Source organism: Pseudomonadota bacterium, assembly GCA_026388315.1.
Lineage (GTDB): Bacteria > Desulfobacterota > Syntrophorhabdia > Syntrophorhabdales > Syntrophorhabdaceae > MWEV01.
In genome coordinates this window covers 1-20452 of the sequence record JAPLKA010000091.1, presented here as the reverse complement: position 1 = coordinate 20452, position 20452 = coordinate 1, and the positions used below count along the sequence as shown (strand labels likewise).

The 20452-nt window shown below is 45.4% G+C and carries 18 protein-coding genes and 1 tRNA gene; 16 read left to right on the top strand and 3 right to left on the bottom strand.

All coding sequences use genetic code 11. From position 1 onward, the window contains the following. Positions 1-12 precede the first annotated feature (12 nt). From NTX75_13280 to NTX75_13270, 3 genes are read left to right on the top strand one after another with little or no spacing between them, the layout of a single operon-like run. Positions 13-777, top strand: a complete 765-nt coding sequence (locus NTX75_13280; protein MCX5817186.1) for an ABC transporter ATP-binding protein — start codon at positions 13-15, stop codon at positions 775-777. After that, positions 774-1778 (top strand): MlaD family protein, encoded by a 1005-nt coding sequence (locus NTX75_13275; GenBank protein MCX5817185.1) that lies wholly within the window; start codon positions 774-776, stop codon positions 1776-1778. The genes NTX75_13280 and NTX75_13275 overlap by 4 nt, the downstream gene beginning before the upstream one ends. A 6-nt stretch (positions 1779-1784) precedes the next feature. Then, positions 1785-3104 (top strand): hypothetical protein, encoded by a 1320-nt coding sequence (locus tag NTX75_13270; protein ID MCX5817184.1) that lies wholly within the window; start codon positions 1785-1787, stop codon positions 3102-3104. Positions 3105-3144: 40 nt separating this feature from the next. Here the strand turns inward: NTX75_13270 and pfp are convergent, their stop codons facing one another. Then, the gene (gene pfp / locus NTX75_13265; GenBank protein MCX5817183.1) at positions 3145-4398 is read right to left on the bottom strand and encodes a diphosphate--fructose-6-phosphate 1-phosphotransferase; all 1254 of its coding nucleotides are present in this window, start codon (positions 4396-4398) and stop codon (positions 3145-3147) included. A 191-nt stretch (positions 4399-4589) separates the two neighbouring features. Between pfp and NTX75_13260 the strand changes: the two genes are divergently transcribed. Then, positions 4590-4748, top strand: a complete 159-nt coding sequence (locus tag NTX75_13260; protein ID MCX5817182.1) for a hypothetical protein — start codon at positions 4590-4592, stop codon at positions 4746-4748. Positions 4749-4762: 14 nt separating this feature from the next. Here NTX75_13260 and NTX75_13255 read toward each other — a convergent pair whose 3' ends face one another. After that, on the bottom strand, positions 4763-4855 hold the full coding sequence (locus NTX75_13255) for an aurora kinase A-interacting protein (GenBank protein MCX5817181.1): 93 nt from the start codon (positions 4853-4855) through the stop codon (positions 4763-4765). A 221-nt stretch (positions 4856-5076) separates the two neighbouring features. Here NTX75_13255 and NTX75_13250 point away from each other — a divergent pair. The 7 genes from NTX75_13250 to NTX75_13220 all read left to right on the top strand — a co-directional run bounded on the left by NTX75_13250 (position 5077) and on the right by NTX75_13220 (position 14618). Further along, positions 5077-5151, top strand: a tRNA-Arg gene (locus NTX75_13250). A 329-nt stretch (positions 5152-5480) separates the two neighbouring features. After that, positions 5481-7238, top strand: coding sequence for an autotransporter assembly complex protein TamA (locus NTX75_13245; GenBank protein MCX5817180.1), 1758 nt, complete (start codon positions 5481-5483; stop codon positions 7236-7238). Positions 7239-7374: 136 nt separating this feature from the next. Next, entirely contained in the window at positions 7375-8727 is a 1353-nt protein-coding gene (locus NTX75_13240; GenBank protein ID MCX5817179.1) for a hypothetical protein, read from the top strand. A 1415-nt stretch (positions 8728-10142) separates the two neighbouring features. Continuing rightward, on the top strand, positions 10143-11321 hold the full coding sequence (locus NTX75_13235; protein MCX5817178.1) for a translocation/assembly module TamB: 1179 nt from the start codon (positions 10143-10145) through the stop codon (positions 11319-11321). A 136-nt stretch (positions 11322-11457) separates the two neighbouring features. Further along, positions 11458-12165, top strand: a complete 708-nt coding sequence (locus NTX75_13230; protein MCX5817177.1) for a lipid-binding SYLF domain-containing protein — start codon at positions 11458-11460, stop codon at positions 12163-12165. Positions 12166-12406: 241 nt separating this feature from the next. Beyond that, entirely contained in the window at positions 12407-13600 is a 1194-nt protein-coding gene (locus NTX75_13225) for a DUF3300 domain-containing protein (GenBank protein ID MCX5817176.1), read from the top strand. Beyond that, positions 13500-14618 (top strand): DUF2950 domain-containing protein, encoded by a 1119-nt coding sequence (locus NTX75_13220; GenBank protein ID MCX5817175.1) that lies wholly within the window; start codon positions 13500-13502, stop codon positions 14616-14618. Before NTX75_13225 ends, NTX75_13220 begins: the two co-directional genes overlap by 101 nt. A 21-nt stretch (positions 14619-14639) precedes the next feature. On the opposite strand, the gene NTX75_13215 is transcribed toward NTX75_13220, so the two are convergent. Then, positions 14640-15353, bottom strand: coding sequence for a sulfite exporter TauE/SafE family protein (locus tag NTX75_13215; GenBank protein MCX5817174.1), 714 nt, complete (start codon positions 15351-15353; stop codon positions 14640-14642). A 97-nt stretch (positions 15354-15450) separates the two neighbouring features. On the opposite strand from NTX75_13215, the gene NTX75_13210 reads away from it, so the two are divergent. From NTX75_13210 to NTX75_13190, 5 genes are all read left to right on the top strand, one after another. Continuing rightward, on the top strand, positions 15451-15699 hold the full coding sequence (locus NTX75_13210; GenBank protein MCX5817173.1) for a hypothetical protein: 249 nt from the start codon (positions 15451-15453) through the stop codon (positions 15697-15699). Between the two features lie 190 nt (positions 15700-15889). Beyond that, entirely contained in the window at positions 15890-17224 is a 1335-nt protein-coding gene (locus tag NTX75_13205) for an ABC transporter substrate-binding protein (GenBank protein MCX5817172.1), read from the top strand. A gap of 251 nt (positions 17225-17475) precedes the next feature. Continuing rightward, positions 17476-18624: an MBL fold metallo-hydrolase gene (locus NTX75_13200; GenBank protein MCX5817171.1), complete on the top strand. Its 1149-nt coding sequence runs from the start codon at positions 17476-17478 to the stop codon at positions 18622-18624. 136 nt (positions 18625-18760) lie between these two features. Next, positions 18761-19342, top strand: a complete 582-nt coding sequence (locus NTX75_13195) for a PAS domain S-box protein (GenBank protein MCX5817170.1) — start codon at positions 18761-18763, stop codon at positions 19340-19342. Beyond that, entirely contained in the window at positions 19302-20420 is a 1119-nt protein-coding gene (locus NTX75_13190) for an ATP-binding protein (GenBank protein ID MCX5817169.1), read from the top strand. The genes NTX75_13195 and NTX75_13190 overlap by 41 nt, the downstream gene beginning before the upstream one ends. Positions 20421-20452 lie beyond the last annotated feature (32 nt).

Below are 20452 nucleotides of genomic sequence, written 5' to 3'. Positions count from 1 at the left end.
CTTTAGGAAGCCATGGACAATATAGCAATAAAAATAATTAATTTACAGAAAAGTTTCGGTGAGCAGAAGGTGCTTGATGGGATAAATCTTGAGGTGGAAGCAGGAAAGATAACCGTTATTATTGGAAAGAGTGGTGGTGGAAAAAGTGTGCTGCTGAAAAATGTTATAGGCCTCATCAAACCGGATAGCGGTGAAATATGGATAGATGGTGTGGAAACAACGACCCTCAGCGAAAGAGATATGAACAACATAAGAATGAAATTCGGAATGCTTTTTCAGGAGGCAGCGCTTTTTGACTCAATGGATCTTTTCGACAATGTTGCCTTTCCGCTTCGCGAGCATACAAAAATGACTGAAAATGAGATTATGAGCACCGTTGAGGAAAGGTTAAAACAGGTTGGTTTAACAGGTTCCTCAGAAAAAATGCCGTCAGAGCTTTCAGGAGGTATGCGAAAAAGAGTGGGGCTTGCCAGGGCGCTTGTATTAGACCCTGAGATAATACTCTTTGATGAGCCGACAAGCGCTCTTGATCCCATTATCTCACTCACAATACTGGATTTAATTAAGCAAACTCAGACATATTTTAAAAAAACATATCTCGTCATAAGTCATGATATACTGGGCATGTTCAGAATTGCTGACAAGGTTGCAATGCTCTATAACGGAAAGATCATTGAATACGGTACCCCCTATGATATTAAGAGGAGTACCAACGAAGCAACAAAAGAATTTTTAAATGCAACAAAAATACCAGGTTTTACAGGGGGAGATATATGAGCAACCGGATGGTTTCTTCAGAATTAAAGGTAGGCATTATGATTCTGATAGGGATACTCATTTTGTTCTATATGTCATTCAGAATCGGAAAATATGGAGTTTTCAGTGAGCACGGCTATGAGCTTACCGCTGTTTTTATTAATGCAACCGGGCTTGACGTGAAAACACCTGTTAAAATTGCAGGTGTGGAGATTGGAAAAATTAAAAAAATTTCACTTGATGGTTTTAAAGCCCTTGCAACGCTCACCATAAGGGGTAGCGTGAAAATCCCTGTAGACAGCAAGATTTCCATTAGATCTCAGGGCATTCTTGGGGATAAATTCCTCGAAATTACACCCGGAAATGATCAAAAAATATTGGCCCGGGGCGGAAGAATTCAAGATGTTGCCGAAGCCCCTGATTTAGAACAACTCTTTGCTTCTGTGAATGGAGCTGCAAAGAATTTTGGTGAGACGATGGGTGAATTAAAAGGCATCATAGGTGAGAAGGAGAAGATTGACATAAGGAAGGGTATTGAAAATTTTCAGGAGGTCAGCGGTGACTTTAAAAACCTTATAAAAGAAAACAAAGGCAATATAAGCCGGGTTGTTTCCAATGTAGATGAAACGATGTCCGGGTTAAAACTGATGGTAAAAGATGTTGAGTCAGGGAAGGGTACGTTGGGCTTACTTGTGAAAGACGAAAAATTATATAACGATGCCAGAGAAGCGGTAAGTGTCCTCAAAAACATCTCTGCCGATATCGAACAGGGCAAGGGGACTATCGGTAAACTCGTTAAAGACGAAGCAATATATGACGAAGCAAAGGCAACTATCACAAACATAAAAGATCTGACAGACGGGATTAAAAAAGGCGAAGGCACATTGGGAAGATTGGCAAAAGACGATAGTCTGTTTATTGAAACAGAAAAGGCTGTAAAAAAGGTTCAGAAGGCGGCAGAAGGTATCCAGGAGATGACGCCCGTTACAATTCTTGGCACTATATTCGGTATGTTCTTTTAGTGTTTAATGTGGAAATTTCTGCTTTTACTCTTTTTCTTTCCGGTAACAGCCCATGCATTATGGCCCCTGTCGTGGGAATTTAATGATGAAAAGCGTTATCTCGGCAGCTTTATTTCATACAAGAAACAGGATAACAATACCCGGCTTGTTATCAGCCCGCTTCTTTTTTCCTATGACTCCGTGGACGGCGGGGTATATAACTATCTGTATCCTTTCGGTAAAATAACGAAAGACAAATCCTACTTCGTCCCTTTCTACATGTCGAAAGGCGATGAAGAAAACAATGACTCATCCTTTATCTTCCTATTCAGGGGCAAGTCCCCGAAAGGGAGTTATTTCGGATTTTTCCCTTTTTTTGGAAAATTGTATGATCGATTCGGCAGGGATGAAATGGGGTTCTTTATGTGGCCTCTGTACAGTTATATCGAAAAGGACGGCAGCACAAAACACAACATCCTCTGGCCCTTTTTCTCTGTTTATTCGGGGAACACTGAAGGATTTAAGGCATGGCCTCTTGCCGGATACAGGGAGCAGAAAGGGGTGAGAAAAACAGGTTTTTTCCTGTGGCCCTTTTTTGCAAAGGATGACAAAAATCTGGATACTGATGACCCCATCCGTGCTCTCTATGCTATCCCTTTTTATTTAAGGTCTGAAAACGACTCAAAAACAAGGACGACACACTATATCATGTTTCCATTCTATGCCCATACGCAGAATCCTGACAGAGAAAAATGGGATATCCTCTGGCCCTTTTTCTCCTTCACAAAAGGCAAGGAAACAGAAGGGTACAGTATTTTTCCCTTAATCTACAATGAACGGAAAGAAAAGGATAAAACGTTCGGTTTCCTGTGGCCTTTCGGGTATCACGAATCGGAGTATTATGCTGGAGAGGAGCGGTTTGTAAGGAAACGTGTTTTATTATTAAACCGGTATATCGAAGACGAGGAGGGTATATTCTATAATGTCTGGCCTTTCTTTGAAGTGAGGAAAAAAGGAGGGGTAACGAGAACCAGCGTTCTTTCACCTGTGCCTCTAAGGGCGCCTGAAGCAGATAAAATTATTAGACCGCTGTTCTCTCTTTATGAACGTATTGAGACTGAAGATAAAATTTCGGCTAATATCCTCTACGGTCTTTTAGCATCAGAAAATGACGGTGAGAATTACAGGACAAGACTCGCATTTCTCATAGAATGTAAAGACGAGAAAGGTAAATTCAGTTTTGAATTCCTCTCCGGATTGTTCGGTATGGACAGCGAGAAAATTAAAATATTCTATATACCCTTTTCAAGAAAAAATCCTGAAGAGATAAGTGGTAAAACAGAGTAATTGATTGTAAAAGGAACTGTTCTTCTTTTGGGATAAAGCATTAACGGGTCGGTTCTTCGATTATGTAATTGAATCGTGTGCGGAATTCCTCAGGTTTCATTTTGGCCGTGGCCGCAAGTTTTTTAAGGCGATCTCCTTCAAAATCCTCTTTTTCAAGCCGTATCATGTATTTCCTTGCAACTTCATAAAGCTCAGAATTTATATCAACTTTTCGAATCTTTATCCGACCCTTTGAATCAAACATCTCAACAAAGGGAACAGGGATAATGCGTCCCTCGTATACCACGATCATTGCACCGGTACCACCCTTAAGAAGGTAGCGCACTGCCCCGTACCCAAGGTTTCTCGTATATTCAATATCGAATGGAATAGGAGGCGCTGCCCTTAATTCGTACCCTATATTCATGCTGACAATAGGAGAAGCGATACCGATTGTACGCAGGTTATTTCGCACCACTTCTCTTAAGACCCTGCCAAGCTGTATATCGGGCAATCTTATTTTACCGGTTATTTCATCCTTCTCAACGCTTTCACACTTGGCAAGCTCATCCATATCGAATCTTTCAGCGATGCCTTCAGCAATTATTACAACACCATAGTCTCTTCCCATGGTGTGTCTTTTTATTATTGATCCCGTAAGGATGTCAGCTACTTTGCGTATCGATACCTTAGCCTCCGGGAATTCTTCGGGGATAAGTGTTATTGTAGCCCCTGAGGCTTTCCCGATCCCCAGGGCCAAATGGCCTGTATGTCTTCCCATAGTGCTGATAAAATACCATCTCCCCATAGTCCGGGCATCTTCAATAATGTTGCTGACAAGCTCAACACCTACATGACGGGCTGTCTGGTACCCGAAGGTTGAGATACCGCCAGGAATAGGAATATCGTTGTCGATGGTTTTTGGTGTATGCACAACATTTACTGATCCCCTGCCTTCCATCTCTATCCATTTTGCCATGAAGCAAGTACCTTCGCCACCTATGGTAATAAGGTACTTTATACCTAATTTCTTTAGCGTTGCCATGAGTATCTTAAATTTCTCTTTTGCATTTTCGGGGGCATCGCGAGATGTTCGCAGTATTGAGCCGCCCGTTGCATGCAGTCTTGATACGTCTTCAATGGTGAGGGGCAAAACGCAGTTCACGTTACCTTCGAAGAGGTTTTTGAACCCACCCATAATTCCGAGCACTGTTTTTCCCTGATTGATAGCCTCTATAGTTGCAGAACTTATGACCCCGTTGATTCCGGGTGCCGGACCGCCGCCAACAATGATACCGATTGTCTCTTTAGCCATAATGCAACTATTCTGCATTTTTCCTGTATTATTTGCAAGCATTTTATGCAATATCTTTTATGCAACAGGAAGACAGGTTCCCATATTTCAATTTCAAAAGGCTTTGAATGGACATTAAGGGAATCGAAAAGATTACACTACGGTGTGATACGGATATTCGTTAAAAACCCTCGGTCATGGGAGAGAAAGGAGTGGAAACCGGTATCAAAATGACAGCAAGCTCAATAAACAAAATGCTTGACAGCAATGTGGACAGACACCGGCACATAGGTAAGGGGGCAAAAGGGTTGCCCATCTTTACGGCATCATGGAAACCCCAAAGATGGGCAATATGGACGAAGAAAATATGAAGATTATGCGATCTTTACTTTCTCCGCTGGTGTCTCGTTCTTTTTCTTAATTTTCTATATTTGTGTTTTCTGATTTTCTTTTTTCTCCATTTTAAAACACTACCCATTCTTCACCTCATTATTTTATGGAAAACTCATTCCTGACGGAATCATTCATATCGTAGACTTTAAAAAGATAACCTTCATTTACTTTTTTTGCAATAGTATAATGAAAGAAGCCACCATATTTTCAGCTATTTTATCCTTCCGCCTTCCAAACTCTTTTTTTCTCTGATGCAATGATTATCTTGAAATGGTAAAGGAAAATAACTATAATTACAAATCTCATGCGCCTGTAGCTCAATCAGGATAGAGCAACAGACTTCTAATCTGTAGGTTTCGTGTTCGAGTCACGACAGGCGCACTTAATGATTTCAATAAGTTTCGTGTCTCGAACATTTTCAATTTTTCCCTGATTGTATAGTTTCTATTTACTTACTTAATAGTATTCGCAGCAGTCCTTATCTGGATAGGTATAATATATCTAAAAGTGTAAATTATCATAATGATTTTTTTGTTTTTGGTGTTCAGTTCCTGCTGTCTGCCCTGCCATCCGCTATATTATTGGTAATTCATGCATTGGTATGATAAAATTTTCATCATGGAATCAAGGGCTCTCATAATATGACGGACTTTCAACCATATTCGTAATTCGTAATAATTATGTTAATCCGGGATGGAGGCATTTCTATATTGCTGAAGCGGAACATTATTGTTCTCTGTATATGTATCTTTGCAACATTATCATATGCTGCCGATGAACCGGCATTAGTAACAGTTACAATTGACGGGCTATCAGGCGAAGAACTTCAAAACGTCAAAACTGCACTGAAACTCCCTGAAGGTTTAATAAAAGATGGAAAAGTAGATATGACATGGTTGACACGCTTTGAGCGTCAGATACCCGAAAAGGTAAGAGATGCCCTCGAAGTTTTCGGGTATTACAAACCGGATATCTCTGTTGCAATGGAAACGCCTGAAAAAGGTCCGTATGAGTTGCATGTCAATGTAACGAAAGGCGACCCTGTATATATTGATAAAGTGTCAATATATATCGAGGGCGCCGGTTCGCGCGAGCCGGCGCTTACTGAATTTGTTGACCGGTTCCCCCTGCATAAAGGAGATATCCTCCGGCAAGATAAGTACGAAGAGATAAAAGGATTGACAAAGAGCAAAGCAATTGCCCTTGGTTATCTTGATGCCGATTTTTCTATACATACCATTAAGATTGCCCTGGACACATTATCGTCAGAAATTAATCTCGTTTTTCAAACAGGTCCACAATACCGCTTTGGAGATGTTAACTTTGTGGGTATGCCTCTCTACCCGGTAGCTTTTCTTGAACGTTTCCTTGATTTCAAATCAGGTGACGTTTTTTCCTATGAAAAAATTGCCAATACACAATTTAATCTTATCAGTGCTGACCGTTTTAAGGAAGTAACGATAAACCCATTAAAAGAAGAGGCTAAGGATAGTCGTGTGCCTATTGAAATTAAACTTTTTTCATCCCCACCAAAACGGTTTAAATTTGGCCTCGGATATGGGACGGATACGGGGGTAAGGGGTACATTAATTTATAACGATTTTAATTTTCTCGCTTCAGGGCATAAATTTGAAACAGAGATAAGGCTGAGCGAAAAACTCCAGGGTTTTGCAGCCCGGTATATTCTTCCTGACAAAAAAGATTTTAAAAGCTTTACCTTATTCACATTCGGGCTTCAACGTGAAAACCTTTCCGACCAGACAACTAACGTCATATCGCTGGAAGGGGAGCATGTGCGGACTTTGGGTCATGAACGATTAGGATCGTTATACTTGAGGATGCAAAAAGAAAATTCCTGGGCAGGCGACCAAACAACGAACGCCTTTATCGTCTTGCCGGGAGTCCGCTATTCAAGCCGGCAATACGACAACCTCATGCGTCCGACAAAAGGATACTACTATGACCTGGAATTACGAGGGACCAACGAAGTGCTGGGTTCATCCACAAGCTTTGCCCAGTATCTGACAAGCGGAGAGATGATTGTAAGTTTGCCCGGCCGTTTTTCCTTTCTTGTGAGGGGGCGTCTGGGAACAACATTTATCTGCGAATCAACAGAAGATCTCCCTATTTCTCTCCGGTTTTTTGCAGGTGGTGACCGCAGCGTCAGGGGATATGCATACAAATCCCTGGGGCCCACTGATGCTTACGGGGATGTGATCGGTGGGAAGCATATGCTCGTAGGAAATTTTGAACTGGAGAGGGCTATTGGTTCCAACTGGGGTGTGGCAGCCTTTTACGATACAGGAAATGCCTTTAACAATTTCAACAATATGGACCTTGCGCAGGGCGCAGGAGTAGGAATTCGCTACTACACACCGATAGGCTCCATGAATCTTGATCTTGCACGTCAGATTGGTGTGAGCAATCCGGATTTCCGGATACATTTTACTATAGGGATCAGGATATAATGATGAGAATAAATCCCAATGACAGGTTCTGTTTTGAACATTCCTGCCTGCCGGCAGGCAGGTGTACTTTTGGAAATTTGAATTTGTTTGGGATTTGGTGCTTGGGATTTGGAATTTTCTGGGGGGGTATTTACAGGTGAAGCGCTGGATCATCCTTTCTGTAATCGCCGCCATTATTCTTTGTGTTACTTCAATAATAGGATGGATGGTCGGCACAAGCAAAGGCAACCATTTTGTGCTCACAGTGATAACACGGTTTATTTCTGCGAAAATTGACATTGGAAGGGTAACGGGCACCCTGACAGATAATCTCAGAATCGAGGGAATAAAGGTCAATTTCCCGGGATGGGAAATCAGGGTAAAAACCATGGAGGTTTCGTTACAGCCGGCCTACCTTACTGCAGGGACTGTAGTATTTAAAAAAGCGGTATTCCAGGATGTTTCGATAGTTGACCTTAATCCCGATGCGTTGGTGGACATCGTGTGGCCAAAGGTTCCGGGATGGCTTTCATTGGTAAGCGGGCGTATAAAAAATCTCTCTTTTGACAGGATGGTCTTCTATTCAAAGGACAAAGAAAAGTCAAGAACAGGGAATTTCCAGGGAGAGATACTCTGGCGTTTTGGCACCCTTACCGTGAAAGACGCAGCAATAGAGTTGCCCTTCGGAAAGCTGGAGGGGAGTGCAGGTGCAGGATTTGTCCGCCCTGCATTATCAGCTAACGTAAAATTAATAGCGCAGGAGCCTGTTGGAACTGTTGAAAGCCTTCTTGTTAGCATAAAGTTAAAGCCGGCGCAGAACCATGAACATGTTTCAGGACCCATTACCGTTACAGCGATGTCAGGCAGCAAAGACCTTCTTTATTTGAAGGGCAATATTGCCATAACAAATAACACCATTAAATTTAAGGAAATGCTCCTTACTGAAAAGGGGCGGCAGGGAGAGGCACACATTGATGGTATGCTGGATTTTGCTTCTAACGAATCGATTTTTGATTTGCAGCTTAAACTTTCCCATATTAACCTTTCAAAAGAATTGAACATAAAAACATCCTTTTCCGGTAACATGCACGTAAAGGGCAACCCCAGACATTACAAAGGGGGAATTAATATCAGAAATGAAGATAATACATGGAAGAATATTAGTCTTAATAGCGCTTTTGAAGGTGATTCAAGCCAAATACAATTAAAAGAAATTAGCGGAGGTTTCCTTGATGGAACCCTTGAGGGATTCCTGCAGATGTCCTGGATTCGTGGTTTTTATCTCACAGGAGGCTTGAAGGGCAGGGACCTCAACCCTTCTAAAATAATTCCTGAATGGAAGGGGAAGGTTAACGCAGATTCCAGCGGAGCTTTTCGATGGGCGGACGAGTCGATGCAAACTGGCGCAACGGCATTTTGCATCTTGATGCATTACATCTTCGCGGCGACGGCTTTGATCTTTCTGCGAGCGGTATTCTGGAGGAGCGCCTTAATTATGAGGCACGGATAAGTGATCTTGCAGGGCTTATACCAGATTCAAAGGGGCGCTTTTCGGCTCGTGGATGGGCGCGCTGGCAAAAAGGGAAACTTGCAGGTACATTGAAAGGCAATGGGTATTCAATTTCCTCGGGAAAGGTAAGAATAGGTTCTGCAGATATAGAAGCCGAGCTGGATGGCAACCGCGAGAACAGCATTTTTGCAAGGATAAAAGCGAACAATCTCAGCTATGGAGACGTGAAAACCGGCTCATTGGGAATCAACGTAAACGGCAAAGTTCATCAGCACACCATTCAAATAATATCAATCTGGCAGGACAACAAGGTTAAGGCTTCGTTGGCAGGCGGCTATATGAATGATGCCTGGGAGGGCGCCATTACTCAGCTTGCCGGGGTAGACGCACATTACGGTCCATTCAGTCTTGCAAGTTCTTGTCCATTAAAAATAGGCGCCGGACATTTCAGCGTCGGCTCTTTCTCTTTAACTGGTAGCGCCTCGGAAAGACTGGATGCTGAAGTCTCTCTCAATTTTGAGCCGCTTCGTGGATATGTGAGGACAAAGTGGCAAAATCTGAACCTTTCCCGGATTAATCCCTTGCTGAACAAATTGAATATTTCAGGCAGTTTTTCCGGTTCTTTTGAGAGTGAATGGCTTCAGAACAGCAAGGTGAAAATGACAGGAAATGCCACAATGAATGGTAGTTTTACCAGTGGTCCTCTTGCAATCCGGATCGCTAAAGCCGATGCTTCATTGAAATGGGACGAAAAGGGTCTCACTTCGTTATTTGATGCAGGTTTTGACGGTGGAGGCAGTATCCGGACACGGTTTACATCAAACCAACCGGCACGTTCCGAAATGCCGGACTCGGGAGAGTTGTCGGGTACATGGCAGAATATCGATATAAGTATTTTTAAGCCATGGTTGCCGGAGTCAATAGATACAAAGGGGCAATTATCGGGAACGTTATCCGGCAAACTCATGCCCGGATCAAGGTTTGAGACAACAGGCGAATTGAAGATCTCGAACGGCCAGTTTTTGTGGAAAAGAAAAGAAGGGTTAATTACTGTTTCCACTGAAAAGGTCGATCTGAACTTCGTATGGAAAGAGTCTGTGCTGAAGGGTAATCTTGTTTTTGTACTGCCAAGTTATGGACACGTAAAGGGTATGTTTCAATTTCCAGTGCAGGCACGTCTTCCAGCTAAAATCGAGCCGAATGGCCCTATGAAGTTTGAGAGCAGCGGCAGGATTCGGGAAAAAGGTGTGGTAAGTGCTATCTTTCCGGGGCTTATTGAAGAGACTCAGGGACAGGTAAGCTTCCATGTAGCTGGTTCCGGTACCTGGCAAACTCCGGATTATAAAGGATGGTTGCGACTTGAAAAGGCTGGCGCCTTTCTTCCTACGGCAGGAATCCATATTAAAGATATGGGGATGGAGGCTGAATTAGCGCAGGACCATATCAATATTGCTTCGTTTCAGGCTTATTCGGGGCAGGGGAACATTCAGGGATCTGCAACGATCTGGCTGAAAGACTCAAAAATTGTCCGTTATAAAGGGAATCTTAACGGTAAAAGATTTCAGGCGATTTATGTGCCGGAAATTCAGGTATGGGTTAATCCTGATCTTAATTTCGAGGGTGACACTAAACGGGTATTATTACGGGGATCAATAGAAGTGCCTGAGGCATTGATACGTTATGGTGAGGGCAGAGAGGTGAAACGCACAAGCCCTGACATAATCATTGTTGATGCACCTCAAAAAGTCAAACACCCGCTTCCATTCGATTTTGACACACAAATATCGATCAGCCTGGGTAACCAGGTGCAGATCAGAGGACCGGGGATTGAGATACAATTAGACGGAAAGGTGCTCCTTTCAGGACAGAACATTGACAGGATTATTGGTGATGGCCAGATCAGGATTGTCAGGGGACATTATAACGCCTATGGGGCCAAACTCGATGTCACCAGGGGCAGCATTGTTTTCGGAGGCAGGCCGGTTGAACTTGCATCCCTTGACATTATGGCGCTCAGAAAAGTTAATCCCGGCAGGTTCGATGAGATAAAGGCAGGCATAACAGTAACAGGAACACCGAAATCTCCTCTTGTAAAATTGTATTCAGAGCCCTTTATGCCGGAGCAGGATATTCTTTCCTATATTGTCCTCGGCAGACCCTTAAAGGTTGAAGGTGAGACAAGCCAGACATCACTCCTGCTACAGGGCGCCGGTGCCTTTCTCGTCGGCAATAAGGTTGGTTCTGCACAGAATCAATTGATGCATAAGATTGGCATTGATACCCTTGGAGTGGAGACGAAAACTATTGGCGGGACCGGCACAGGAGGCACGACCGGAACAGGCTTAGTGGGCTCAACGGGAAGTTTCTGGACAAGCACCGCAGGCTCAAGCCCGGGAAGCTCAACAATGACAAAATCACTCGCAACAGTAGGAAAATACATCGCACCGGGGCTTTACGTTGCGTATGGCCGATCATTGTTTACTGATGAGTATCTTTTTACCGCCAGATACTCCTTTTCAAAGCGTCTCGAGGTGGAGAGCAAAACCGGTATACAAACCGGCGTTGACCTGTATTATAAATTCGAATTTGATTAGAAGGGGAGGGCGGATGATAAAGGTGAAAGGTGAAAGGTGAAACTGTAAGGGTTCGAGGGGTCAAGGGCTAATTTTGTAATTGTTGGTAATTTGTTGTAATTGGTGGTAATGTTAATAATACAAAGGAGGATTTACAATGAAAATTAAAAGCCAGAAAAGATCATCGGTAAGTCTATATTTAGTTTCAACCTTGCTCGCCGCAGCTCTATTTTTTACTACTGCAATTCCGATTATGTCAGCAGATATCGACGATGCTCAGGATATCGTTGACAGGTCAAAGGTTACGTTTACCAGCATGGCAAGAGACAAAGATTTTTCATGGTTCAGGAATAATCTGAAAAATGCGAAAGGACTTCTTATCTATCCGCAGGTACTCAAGGCAGGTTTTATCCTCGGTGGTTCCGGCGGGACCGGTATTCTTGTTGTAAAAGATGCGAAAACTGGCAATTGGAACGAACCTGCCTTTTATACCATTGGCTCGGTAAGCTTCGGACTTCAGATTGGCGGTGAATCGGCAGAGGTTATCATGATGGTTATGAGTCAAAAGGCGGTTGATTCCCTTTTTACATCGTCTGTTAAGCTTGGCGGAGATACGTCAATAGCTGTTGGACCCGTAGGCGCAGGAGCTAAAGGTGCTGTAACTGCTGACATTATTTCCTTTGCCAAATCTAAAGGTCTATATGCGGGACTGAATTTTGAAGGTTCAGTGCTGGGCGTGAGGGAGAGCCTCAATAAAGCGTATTACGGTAAAGGAGCGAGCCCTGTAGAAATCATTGTAGAGAAGAAAGTGAGCAATAAGGGCTCTGAGGAACTTCGGGCAGCACTGAAGAAGGCAGTGAAGTAGAACATGGTAACCAGTGAGCACCGCGAACGAGAGGGGGAGGCCGGGGCACCCGCTTGCGGGTCGCGGCTTTGCCGTTGGAGGGGGCGACCCCCTTACGGGGACAGGCGCAAGCCCCATAAATGGCAATAATTAGTGAGCACCGCGAACGAGAGGGGGAGGCTCCATACGGCTTTGCCGTTGGAGGGGGCGACCCCCTTACGGGGACAGGCGCAAGCCCCATAAATAGAAAGAGAGGAAAATCATGATAAAAAAGGTATCTATTCAGACATTGTTGTGGGGCCTTGTTTTACTCCTGGCAATACCCTTCGGGGCTTTTGCCCAGAATACGGCGCCACCGGCAGCCCCTCAGTTCAAGCAGGAAGAGCTGGAACAGATGCTCGCGCCGATAGCTCTTTACCCTGATTCACTGCTGGTGCAGATCTTTATGGCATCTACCTATCCGCTTGAGATTGTTGAAGCGGCCCGCTGGGCAAAGACAAACCAGAACCTTAAGGGGGATCGGTTGACGGCAGCCCTTGAAAAACAGAACTGGGATCCCAGTGTCAAATCGCTCATAAACTTTCCGTCAGTTCTGGCAATGATGAATGACAAGCTTGAATGGACGCAGAAACTGGGAGATGCATTTCTGGTCCAGGAAAAGAGTGTAATGGATACTGTGCAGAAGCTCAGGGCAAAGGCCCAGGCACAGGGTATGTTAAAAAGCACGGATCAACAGAAGGTTACCACACAGGCGCAGACAATTATTATTGAGCCGGCAAGCCCCCAGGTAATCTATGTGCCTGCCTATGATCCTGTAGTTGTTTATGGACCATGGATGTACCCAGCATACCCGCCTTATCCTTATTATCCGCCGGGCGCTGTGATAGGCGCCAGTGCCGTATCTTTCGGGCTCGGTGTTGCGGTTGGTGCAGCCTGGGGTTATGCCTGGGGAGGCGCCAACTGGAATCATGGCAACGTGAATGTTAATGTCAACCAGAACAATTCTATCAATAATAATATTAACCGGAATAATTATGCCAATAAAATAGGTGGTGGTGGCCATGGCGAATGGCAGCACGACCCGGACCATCGGAAGGGTGTTGCCTATAGAGACAGCAATACACAGCAGAAATACGGACAACCCGGCCGGGGGGGCAATACAGATGCAAGAAATGATTACAGGGGACATGCCCCGGATGACAGGGGAAGGTCCGCTCAGGCCGCTGACCGCCAGGGCATGCAGGATCGTAAGGGTACTCAAGCGCAGAGCCAGCAGAGAGACAGCCGACAAGGATCTGCCGGCGCCTTCGATGGTATGAACCGCGGTGGCAGCGAGGCAAAGATGGAGAGCGACCGTGGCCGTGCAAGCAGTCAGAGCATGGGTTCTGAAAGGGCTGGCGGAGGAGCGGAAAGGAGCAGCGGGGGTGGATTCAGTCGTGGTGGCGGTCGCCGTTGATAAGGAGTTATATATGATTACCCATCAAAAACCACCTGAGGAGGAAAAGAATATGACGCATGTAACCTCGAAAGTAAAGAGCATTTTGGCATATCGTTTTGGTTTTGTAATAACCTTTGCCGTTATCATGGCTGCATTAATCTTCAGTTGCCCTGTTTCTGCCAAAACCCCAAAGCAGAAGACCTTCAAATCTCCCGATGAAGCAGTTAAGGCTATGGTTAGTGCAATAAAAGCGAACAATGCCAGAGAGTTGACGATAATTTTTGGTCCTGACAGCAAAACCCTTGTTTTTTCCGGTGATGAGGTAGCTGATAAGGCCGGACGTGATAATTTTATCAAGACATATGAGGAAAAAAACAGGCTGGAGACCGTCAATGGTAATAAAGCGATACTCTATGTAGGTAACGATGACTGGCCCATGCCCATTCCGGTTGTGAAAAAGGGCAATAGCTGGCGTTTCGATACGAAGGCCGGTAAAGAGGAGATTCTTCAACGGAGGATCGGCAAGAATGAGTTAAACGTCATCCAGGTTTGTAAGACCTGCGTCGATGCACAACTGGAATATGCACCCAGGGATTACGATGGCGACGGATTATTTGAATATGCCCAGAAGCTTCTGAGCGCGCCGGGGAAAAAGGATGGTCTATACTGGGAGACAAAAGAAGGCGAGGAAAAAAGCCCGCTGGGGGTCTTCATGGCAGGCGCAGCAAAAGAAGGATACTTTCCAAAAGATGGCAAGAGCAAGCCGGTTCCTTTTCATGGGTATTACTACAAAATTCTGAAAGAACAGGGAGAAGATGCTCCGGGAGGGGCATACAGTTATGTAGCCAACGGCAAGATGATCGGCGGGTTTGCACTGGTGGCATATCCTGCACAATACGGTAATTCGGGCGTCATGACCTTCATCGTAAATAAAGACGGTATAGTTTACCAGAAGGACCTTGGTAAAAATACGTCAAAGAACGTTCAGGCAATGAAGGCGTTTAATCCTGACAAAACATGGAAGAAGGCAGAGTAGGGTAGGGCACGCGCCCCTTTTTTATATCCCGAATAATTGTATTGCTATCCCGCAAAGGAATATTGTGGCGCCTGCAAGGGCGTGGTTATACCGTTCGAGCTTGGTCATGGGAATGAATTGTATGCCGAGGACTGAAACGAGAACGATACCGAGCATTGTGAGAATTGTTACCCCTCCAAAAACCGTTGTCACCAGCAGTACACCCCAGAAACTGTTTTTTGCGGCAGGGTACATGACGATGGGTATTAACGGTTCACAGGGCCCGAACACAAAAATCGTGAAAAGGATCCACGGTGTAAGATTTTTTGTTTCCTTCTCATCATGGATGTGAACGTGGCCGTGGAAATGCGTATGCTCGTGAACATGGGCATCTCCGTCTATATGTTCGTGCGCGTGTTCATGGGGACGGTTCCTGAATGCCCTTCGCAATCCCCAGACAAAATACATAAAACCAAACGCAATTAAGGCCCATGCAGCGATATTGCCCCTGAAAGATTCTATAAACTCCAGCCTTGTAACGGCAACTCCCACGGCAATTCCTATAAAGCCCAGCAAAACAGAGCTTCCGATATGACCAACGCCGCAGAGAAAGGTAATCCATGTTGTCTTGATAATGGACCATTTTCGTGCTTTTGCAAAGACAATAAAGGGGATATAATGATCCGGCCCCAGTAATGTATGAAAAAAACCGATTGAAGCTGCAGTAATAATGAGGATGGTCAATTCCTGTGACATATATGGGCTAATTATACACTAAATTACTCAAATTTTATAATTTTTTCAGCAAGTACCGCGCTGAATATCTACAGCCCGGTAATTCTTTGTGATACGAATGGAAAATATAGGTTTTTCCTTGTCTATGATTTATCTGACCGATGGAATGAAGATTAAGGTGGGCAATACGACCTTCCAGATTGTTGCCACTCCGGGTCATAGCGCGGGATGTATGTCCTTCATCATTCCCGTAACGGACAACGGCGAAGCCCATCCGCTGGTAATCGGGACAGTAAAGTTCGATACTGTGTACCTTCAAAAATATAGGGACATGTATCAATACGTGCTTGACTCGGGAAAGATTTAGTAATCTTCAAAACATTTAAGGCTTCAAACGGTAATTGATAGATTTCACCTTGTAAAGCATTTGGGATTGGAGGATAATAAAGAAAAAGGTGGCGCATGGGAATAACTCTTAGCAGGATATTTATTTACCGTCCCCTATGCCCCCCTACACGTTTGGGCGGAAGAAGTACTCATCTGAAGAGGTGTAGGCCATGAAAATGAATCAAAAATTAGGTTTCATCAAACTCCAGTTTATGCTCGCAGAATTTTTCGGGCTTGGACGCTCTGCTGTATTAAGCGCAATTATCTTGATTTTTGTAGTTCTCGCGCTCGGCATATTCCTGTTTTATTACCTTGCGCCGCCCAACACCATCACCATAACCAGCGGGCCTGATGGAAGCCAGTTCCACAAGATAGCGGAAAGATATGCCAAGATACTTGGGCGAGACGGCATAACGCTCAGGATACTTCCGTCTGAGGGCTCTGTCGGCAATATCAGGAGGCTGGCTGATCCTTCGTCAAAGGTGGATATAGGATTCGTGCAGGGCGGAGTAAATAAAGGGATAAAAACCGACAAGCTTGTTTCTCTGGGCAGCATTTCATACGAACCACTTTTTGTCTTTTACAGGAGCGGGGCAAATATTAAACTCCTGTCGCAGTTAATGGGCAAGAGAGTGGCAGTAGGCGAGATCGGCAGCGGAACACACACCCTTTCGCTCGCATTGCTCGCAGGCAACGGCATAAAACCGGGAGGTCCTACAAAACTGCTTGAGATGGACTCCGACAAAGCAGCGGAAGCGATTCTAAACGGCAAGGTTGATGCAGTGTTTCTGATGGGTGATTCTGTATCAACAAAGCTTATACGCCAGCTTCTGTTTACGCCTGGCATCAAGCTCTTCGACTTTACCCAGGCTGACGCTTATACGCGACGCATCTCTTACCTGAATAAGATCACCCTTCCAAGGGGGTCCGTAGATTTCGGAAAGGACATACCTGCCCAGGATTTCTATCTGCTTGCGCCGACGGTTGAATTGATTGCCCGGGAGAACCTGTGTCCGGCTATCTCCGATTTATTACTCGACGCTGCGCACGAAGTACACTCTGGCCCCGGGCTTATCAAGCGCAGGGGCGAATTCCCCGCACCGATCGAGCAGGAGATCCGGATAAGCGACGACGCGAGTCGATTCTATAAATCGGGAAAGAGCTTCTTCTACCGCTATCTGCCATTTGTGTTCGCCAGCCATGTGAATCGCATCGTAGTAGTGCTTGTGCCTATGCTCGTGCTGCTTCTGCCAGGATTACGGCTCATACCGGCCGTATACAAGTGGCGCTACAAGTCGCGCATTTCTCGATGGTACCGTGCACTGATGATGATGGAGCGGGATATCGGGGCACAACTGACACCGGATAGGCGCAAAGCTTTAATTGAAAAACTCGACAATATCGAAGAAGCGGTGAGCAGGATGAAAATGCCGGTCTCGTTCGCAGATCAATTCTATGAATTACGCATGCATATTAAATTTGTACGCACCAAGTTGATGGCGTGAAATGAAAATTACTATGTCCGCTGGTTTTTGACAATGTCGCACTCCCTTTTAATCCGTACTCGGTAGTCATGGAATTAAGTCTATGCGCTTGACTTGTAAGCGAAGTTATTGCGTATAGGCCGTAAAGCAAAGGAAGCGGTTATTAGGCAATCCCTCATGAAGCCTCTTGGCAGACAGGAAGTGGCACAGGCGATCCCGTCAAGTACTGGCCACTTGATCAATTCATGGTAAAGCAGGTATAATTAAACTGAATGAATCCAAGACCCCGCATACAAGTCCTTGCGCTTATCCTCCTCTTCTGTCTTTTCTCCTGTGTCCATTATCCCACATCTTTCGACGAGGCAGGTTGGAGGCAAAGCGTTGAAGAGGAAGAGCCGGCCGGCCTTTACGGGTCGCATTTCCACGAAGGGAGGTATTTTAATCCATGGATGGATCGGACACAAGGCAGCCTCATAAGGTTCCTCAAGATGTCCATCTCGGAACGCACGCGATATACTCAGGAAGAGAAGGACTTCAAACCCGGTTTTATCCCCGGTCTCAAAGAGCGGATAAAGGCGATGCCTTCCGGCGACTTCATCGCCTGGATCGGCCACTCGACGTTTCTCATACGCCTTCGGGGCCTCTATATTCTCACGGACCCTATTTTCTCCGAGAGGGCATTACTTCCCAAACGTGTGACTCCTCCCGCCATCACCGCAGAGGAAGTGAACGAGATCGCCCCTGAGGTGAACGTGCTCATTTCACACAATCATTACGACCACCTGGACGTCCCGAGCATCAAGGCCCTTTCGGATGCTTCCAAAGTCATTGTGCCTATGGGTCTCAAACCATATGTGGAAGAAATGGGCAAAAATCATGTGGAAGAAATGGATTGGTGGCAGCACGCCAACTTAGGGCACGGCGTTACGATTGTCTGTCTCCCTGCCCAGCATTGGTCGAGACGGCTGACTCAAGGCACCAACAGGACTCTCTGGGCGAGCTATATGATTCTGACGCCTGAAATGACAATTTACTTCGGAGGCGATAGCGGATATTTCGCGGGCTACAAAGAATATGGAAAGGTGTTCCCCCGCATCACCTATGCCATTCTTCCTACTACGTCCCTTAATCCGCGGACTTTCATGTATTATGCCCACATGAATGTGGACGAGGCGCTGGACGCATTTCGGGAACTTAATGCAAAATACTTCATTCCCACCCATTGGGGAACGTTTCAGATCAGCGCCGAACCACCTGGCTATCCCGTACTCGAATTAAGAAGGAAGATAGAGAAGCTCAACCTGGACCCCTCGCGATATCTGATCATGGACTTAGGGCAACTTTTGCCCATAGAGGAGGCAGAGACAAGGGAGGACCAGGGGCAGGTTGCAGGCGCCGGGGGGTGTTCCGGCAGGCCCTGACTGCGAAGACATCTAAATCCATAGTTATTTATTGTGTTTCGCATGGATATGCGTTGACACAGCTACATATCTACTATAATATTCTTAATATTCTGAAAGATCTCGGCACTATTTATCACCATAGAGGGGCCATCAGATGAAAGACCCATCCAGAACATATCCAGGATTAATCGAAGAGATACCCTCCTTAAAACAGAGAATCAAAGAACTGGAACAATCAGAAGCAGAACATATACAGGTAGAGGAAAAGCTCCAGGAAAGCGAAGAGAAGTTTGCAGTAGCTTTCCTGAAAAGCCCAGTCCCTATGGCCATAACGACAATCAGGGAAGGCAGATATACCGATGTAAACGAGACATTCTCGAAGATTATGGGTCTTAAACGAGAGGAACTGATTGGAAATACCTCTACTGGTGTTGAATATATAACACCGGAGCAGAGAGCCCTTTTTCTGAATGAACTCAACAAAAAGGGATACGTGGAAAACCTTGAGTTACAAATGAGGATAAAGGGGGGAGAAGTAAGGTATGGATTGTTTAACTCAACAAGAATAAAAATCGCCAACGAAGATTACTTTCTCACAATGGTGACAGATATCACCGAGAAGAAACAGGTGGAGGAGGAACTTCTCCGTGCCCAAAAGATGGAATCCCTTGGCATCCTTGCCGGAGGCATTGCCCATGATTTCAACAGGCATCCTTGCCGGAGGCATTGCCCATGATTTCAACAACCTCATGACGGTTGTCCTGGGGAATGTTCAACTGGCAATGATGGGGCTGCCGGCGGATCATACATCATACCCCCTCCTCCGGGCCGCTTTGCAATCTGCCGAACAGACGAAGAATCTTACCAGCCGTCTTATCACCTTCTCAAAAGGAGGCTTTCCCATCAAGCAGATAAGTGATGTTTCGGAAGTTCTTCAGGAAATAGTACGGAAGATGGTCAAAAGAACCGGTATTCTGGTCACCTTTGACATTGAAAAGGACCCGTATCCCGTCGCAGTGGATGAAAACCAGATCAGGCAGGTTTTTTATAACCTTGCCATGAATGCCATTGAGGCCATGCCCGAAGGGGGAACCCTCACAATACAGGCGCACAATACAAAGGTACAATCTTCAGATGGCCTCCCGTTAAAGGAAGGATTATACCTCAGAATAATCTTTGCCGATAAAGGTACGGGGATCGCCGAAGAAAACCTTCTCCGTATCTTTGATCCCTACTTTACCACAAAAGGTATGGGGGCCAATAAGGGGGTGGGGTTGGGCCTGTCAGTCTGTTATTCAGTTCTCAAGAAACACGATGGTCATATTGCTGCCACATCCCGACCAGGGGAAGGAACCACATTCACCCTCTACCTCCCGGTACTGGTTGAGAAGGCGCACAAGGCGAAGACAAAGCAAACGGAGCCTTTTTCCCCGAACCGGGTGCTCATTATGGAAGATGAGATACATGTCCGTGCATTGGAACGGGCCTTTCTGGAACGGCTGGGGTACGAGGTGACAGAAACCGGAGATGGCCAGGAAGCCATTGACCGCTACAAAGAGGCCCTTCTCTTGAACAACCCTTTTGACCTGGTGATTCTGGACCTTACGGTACGCCATGGTATGGGCGGGCAGTTGGCCATGGAAGAGCTGCTGAAGGAATATCCATCCGTCAGGGTCATCATTGCCTCGGGCTACGTGGATAAACCGGTGATAGAACACTACAAAGACTACGGCTTCCGGGGGGCGCTGAAGAAACCTTTTAGTTTTGATGAATTTGAGGAAATGGTAAAGAAGGTTATAGGTACAGAAGCATAATATATTCCCATTACCAGGGAGAGCGTTTCAAG

Excerpts from the sequence above, each read along its gene's own strand:
- NTX75_13280 (MCX5817186.1), top strand. The coding sequence starts at position 13 with ATGGACAATATAGCAATAAAAATAATTAATTTACAGAAAAGTTTCGGT.
- NTX75_13275 (MCX5817185.1), top strand. The coding sequence starts at position 774 with ATGAGCAACCGGATGGTTTCTTCAGAATTAAAGGTAGGCATTATGATT.
- NTX75_13270 (MCX5817184.1), top strand. The coding sequence starts at position 1,785 with ATGTGGAAATTTCTGCTTTTACTCTTTTTCTTTCCGGTAACAGCCCAT.
- pfp (MCX5817183.1), bottom strand. The coding sequence starts at position 4,398 with ATGGCTAAAGAGACAATCGGTATCATTGTTGGCGGCGGTCCGGCACCC.
- NTX75_13255 (MCX5817181.1), bottom strand. The coding sequence starts at position 4,855 with ATGGGTAGTGTTTTAAAATGGAGAAAAAAGAAAATCAGAAAACACAAA.
- NTX75_13235 (MCX5817178.1), top strand. The coding sequence starts at position 10,143 with ATGGAGGCTGAATTAGCGCAGGACCATATCAATATTGCTTCGTTTCAG.
- NTX75_13230 (MCX5817177.1), top strand. The coding sequence starts at position 11,458 with ATGAAAATTAAAAGCCAGAAAAGATCATCGGTAAGTCTATATTTAGTT.
- NTX75_13225 (MCX5817176.1), top strand. The coding sequence starts at position 12,407 with ATGATAAAAAAGGTATCTATTCAGACATTGTTGTGGGGCCTTGTTTTA.
- NTX75_13215 (MCX5817174.1), bottom strand. The coding sequence starts at position 15,353 with ATGTCACAGGAATTGACCATCCTCATTATTACTGCAGCTTCAATCGGT.
- NTX75_13210 (MCX5817173.1), top strand. The coding sequence starts at position 15,451 with ATGGAAAATATAGGTTTTTCCTTGTCTATGATTTATCTGACCGATGGA.
- NTX75_13205 (MCX5817172.1), top strand. The coding sequence starts at position 15,890 with ATGAAAATGAATCAAAAATTAGGTTTCATCAAACTCCAGTTTATGCTC.
- NTX75_13200 (MCX5817171.1), top strand. The coding sequence starts at position 17,476 with ATGAATCCAAGACCCCGCATACAAGTCCTTGCGCTTATCCTCCTCTTC.
- NTX75_13195 (MCX5817170.1), top strand. The coding sequence starts at position 18,761 with ATGAAAGACCCATCCAGAACATATCCAGGATTAATCGAAGAGATACCC.
- NTX75_13190 (MCX5817169.1), top strand. The coding sequence starts at position 19,302 with ATGATTTCAACAGGCATCCTTGCCGGAGGCATTGCCCATGATTTCAAC.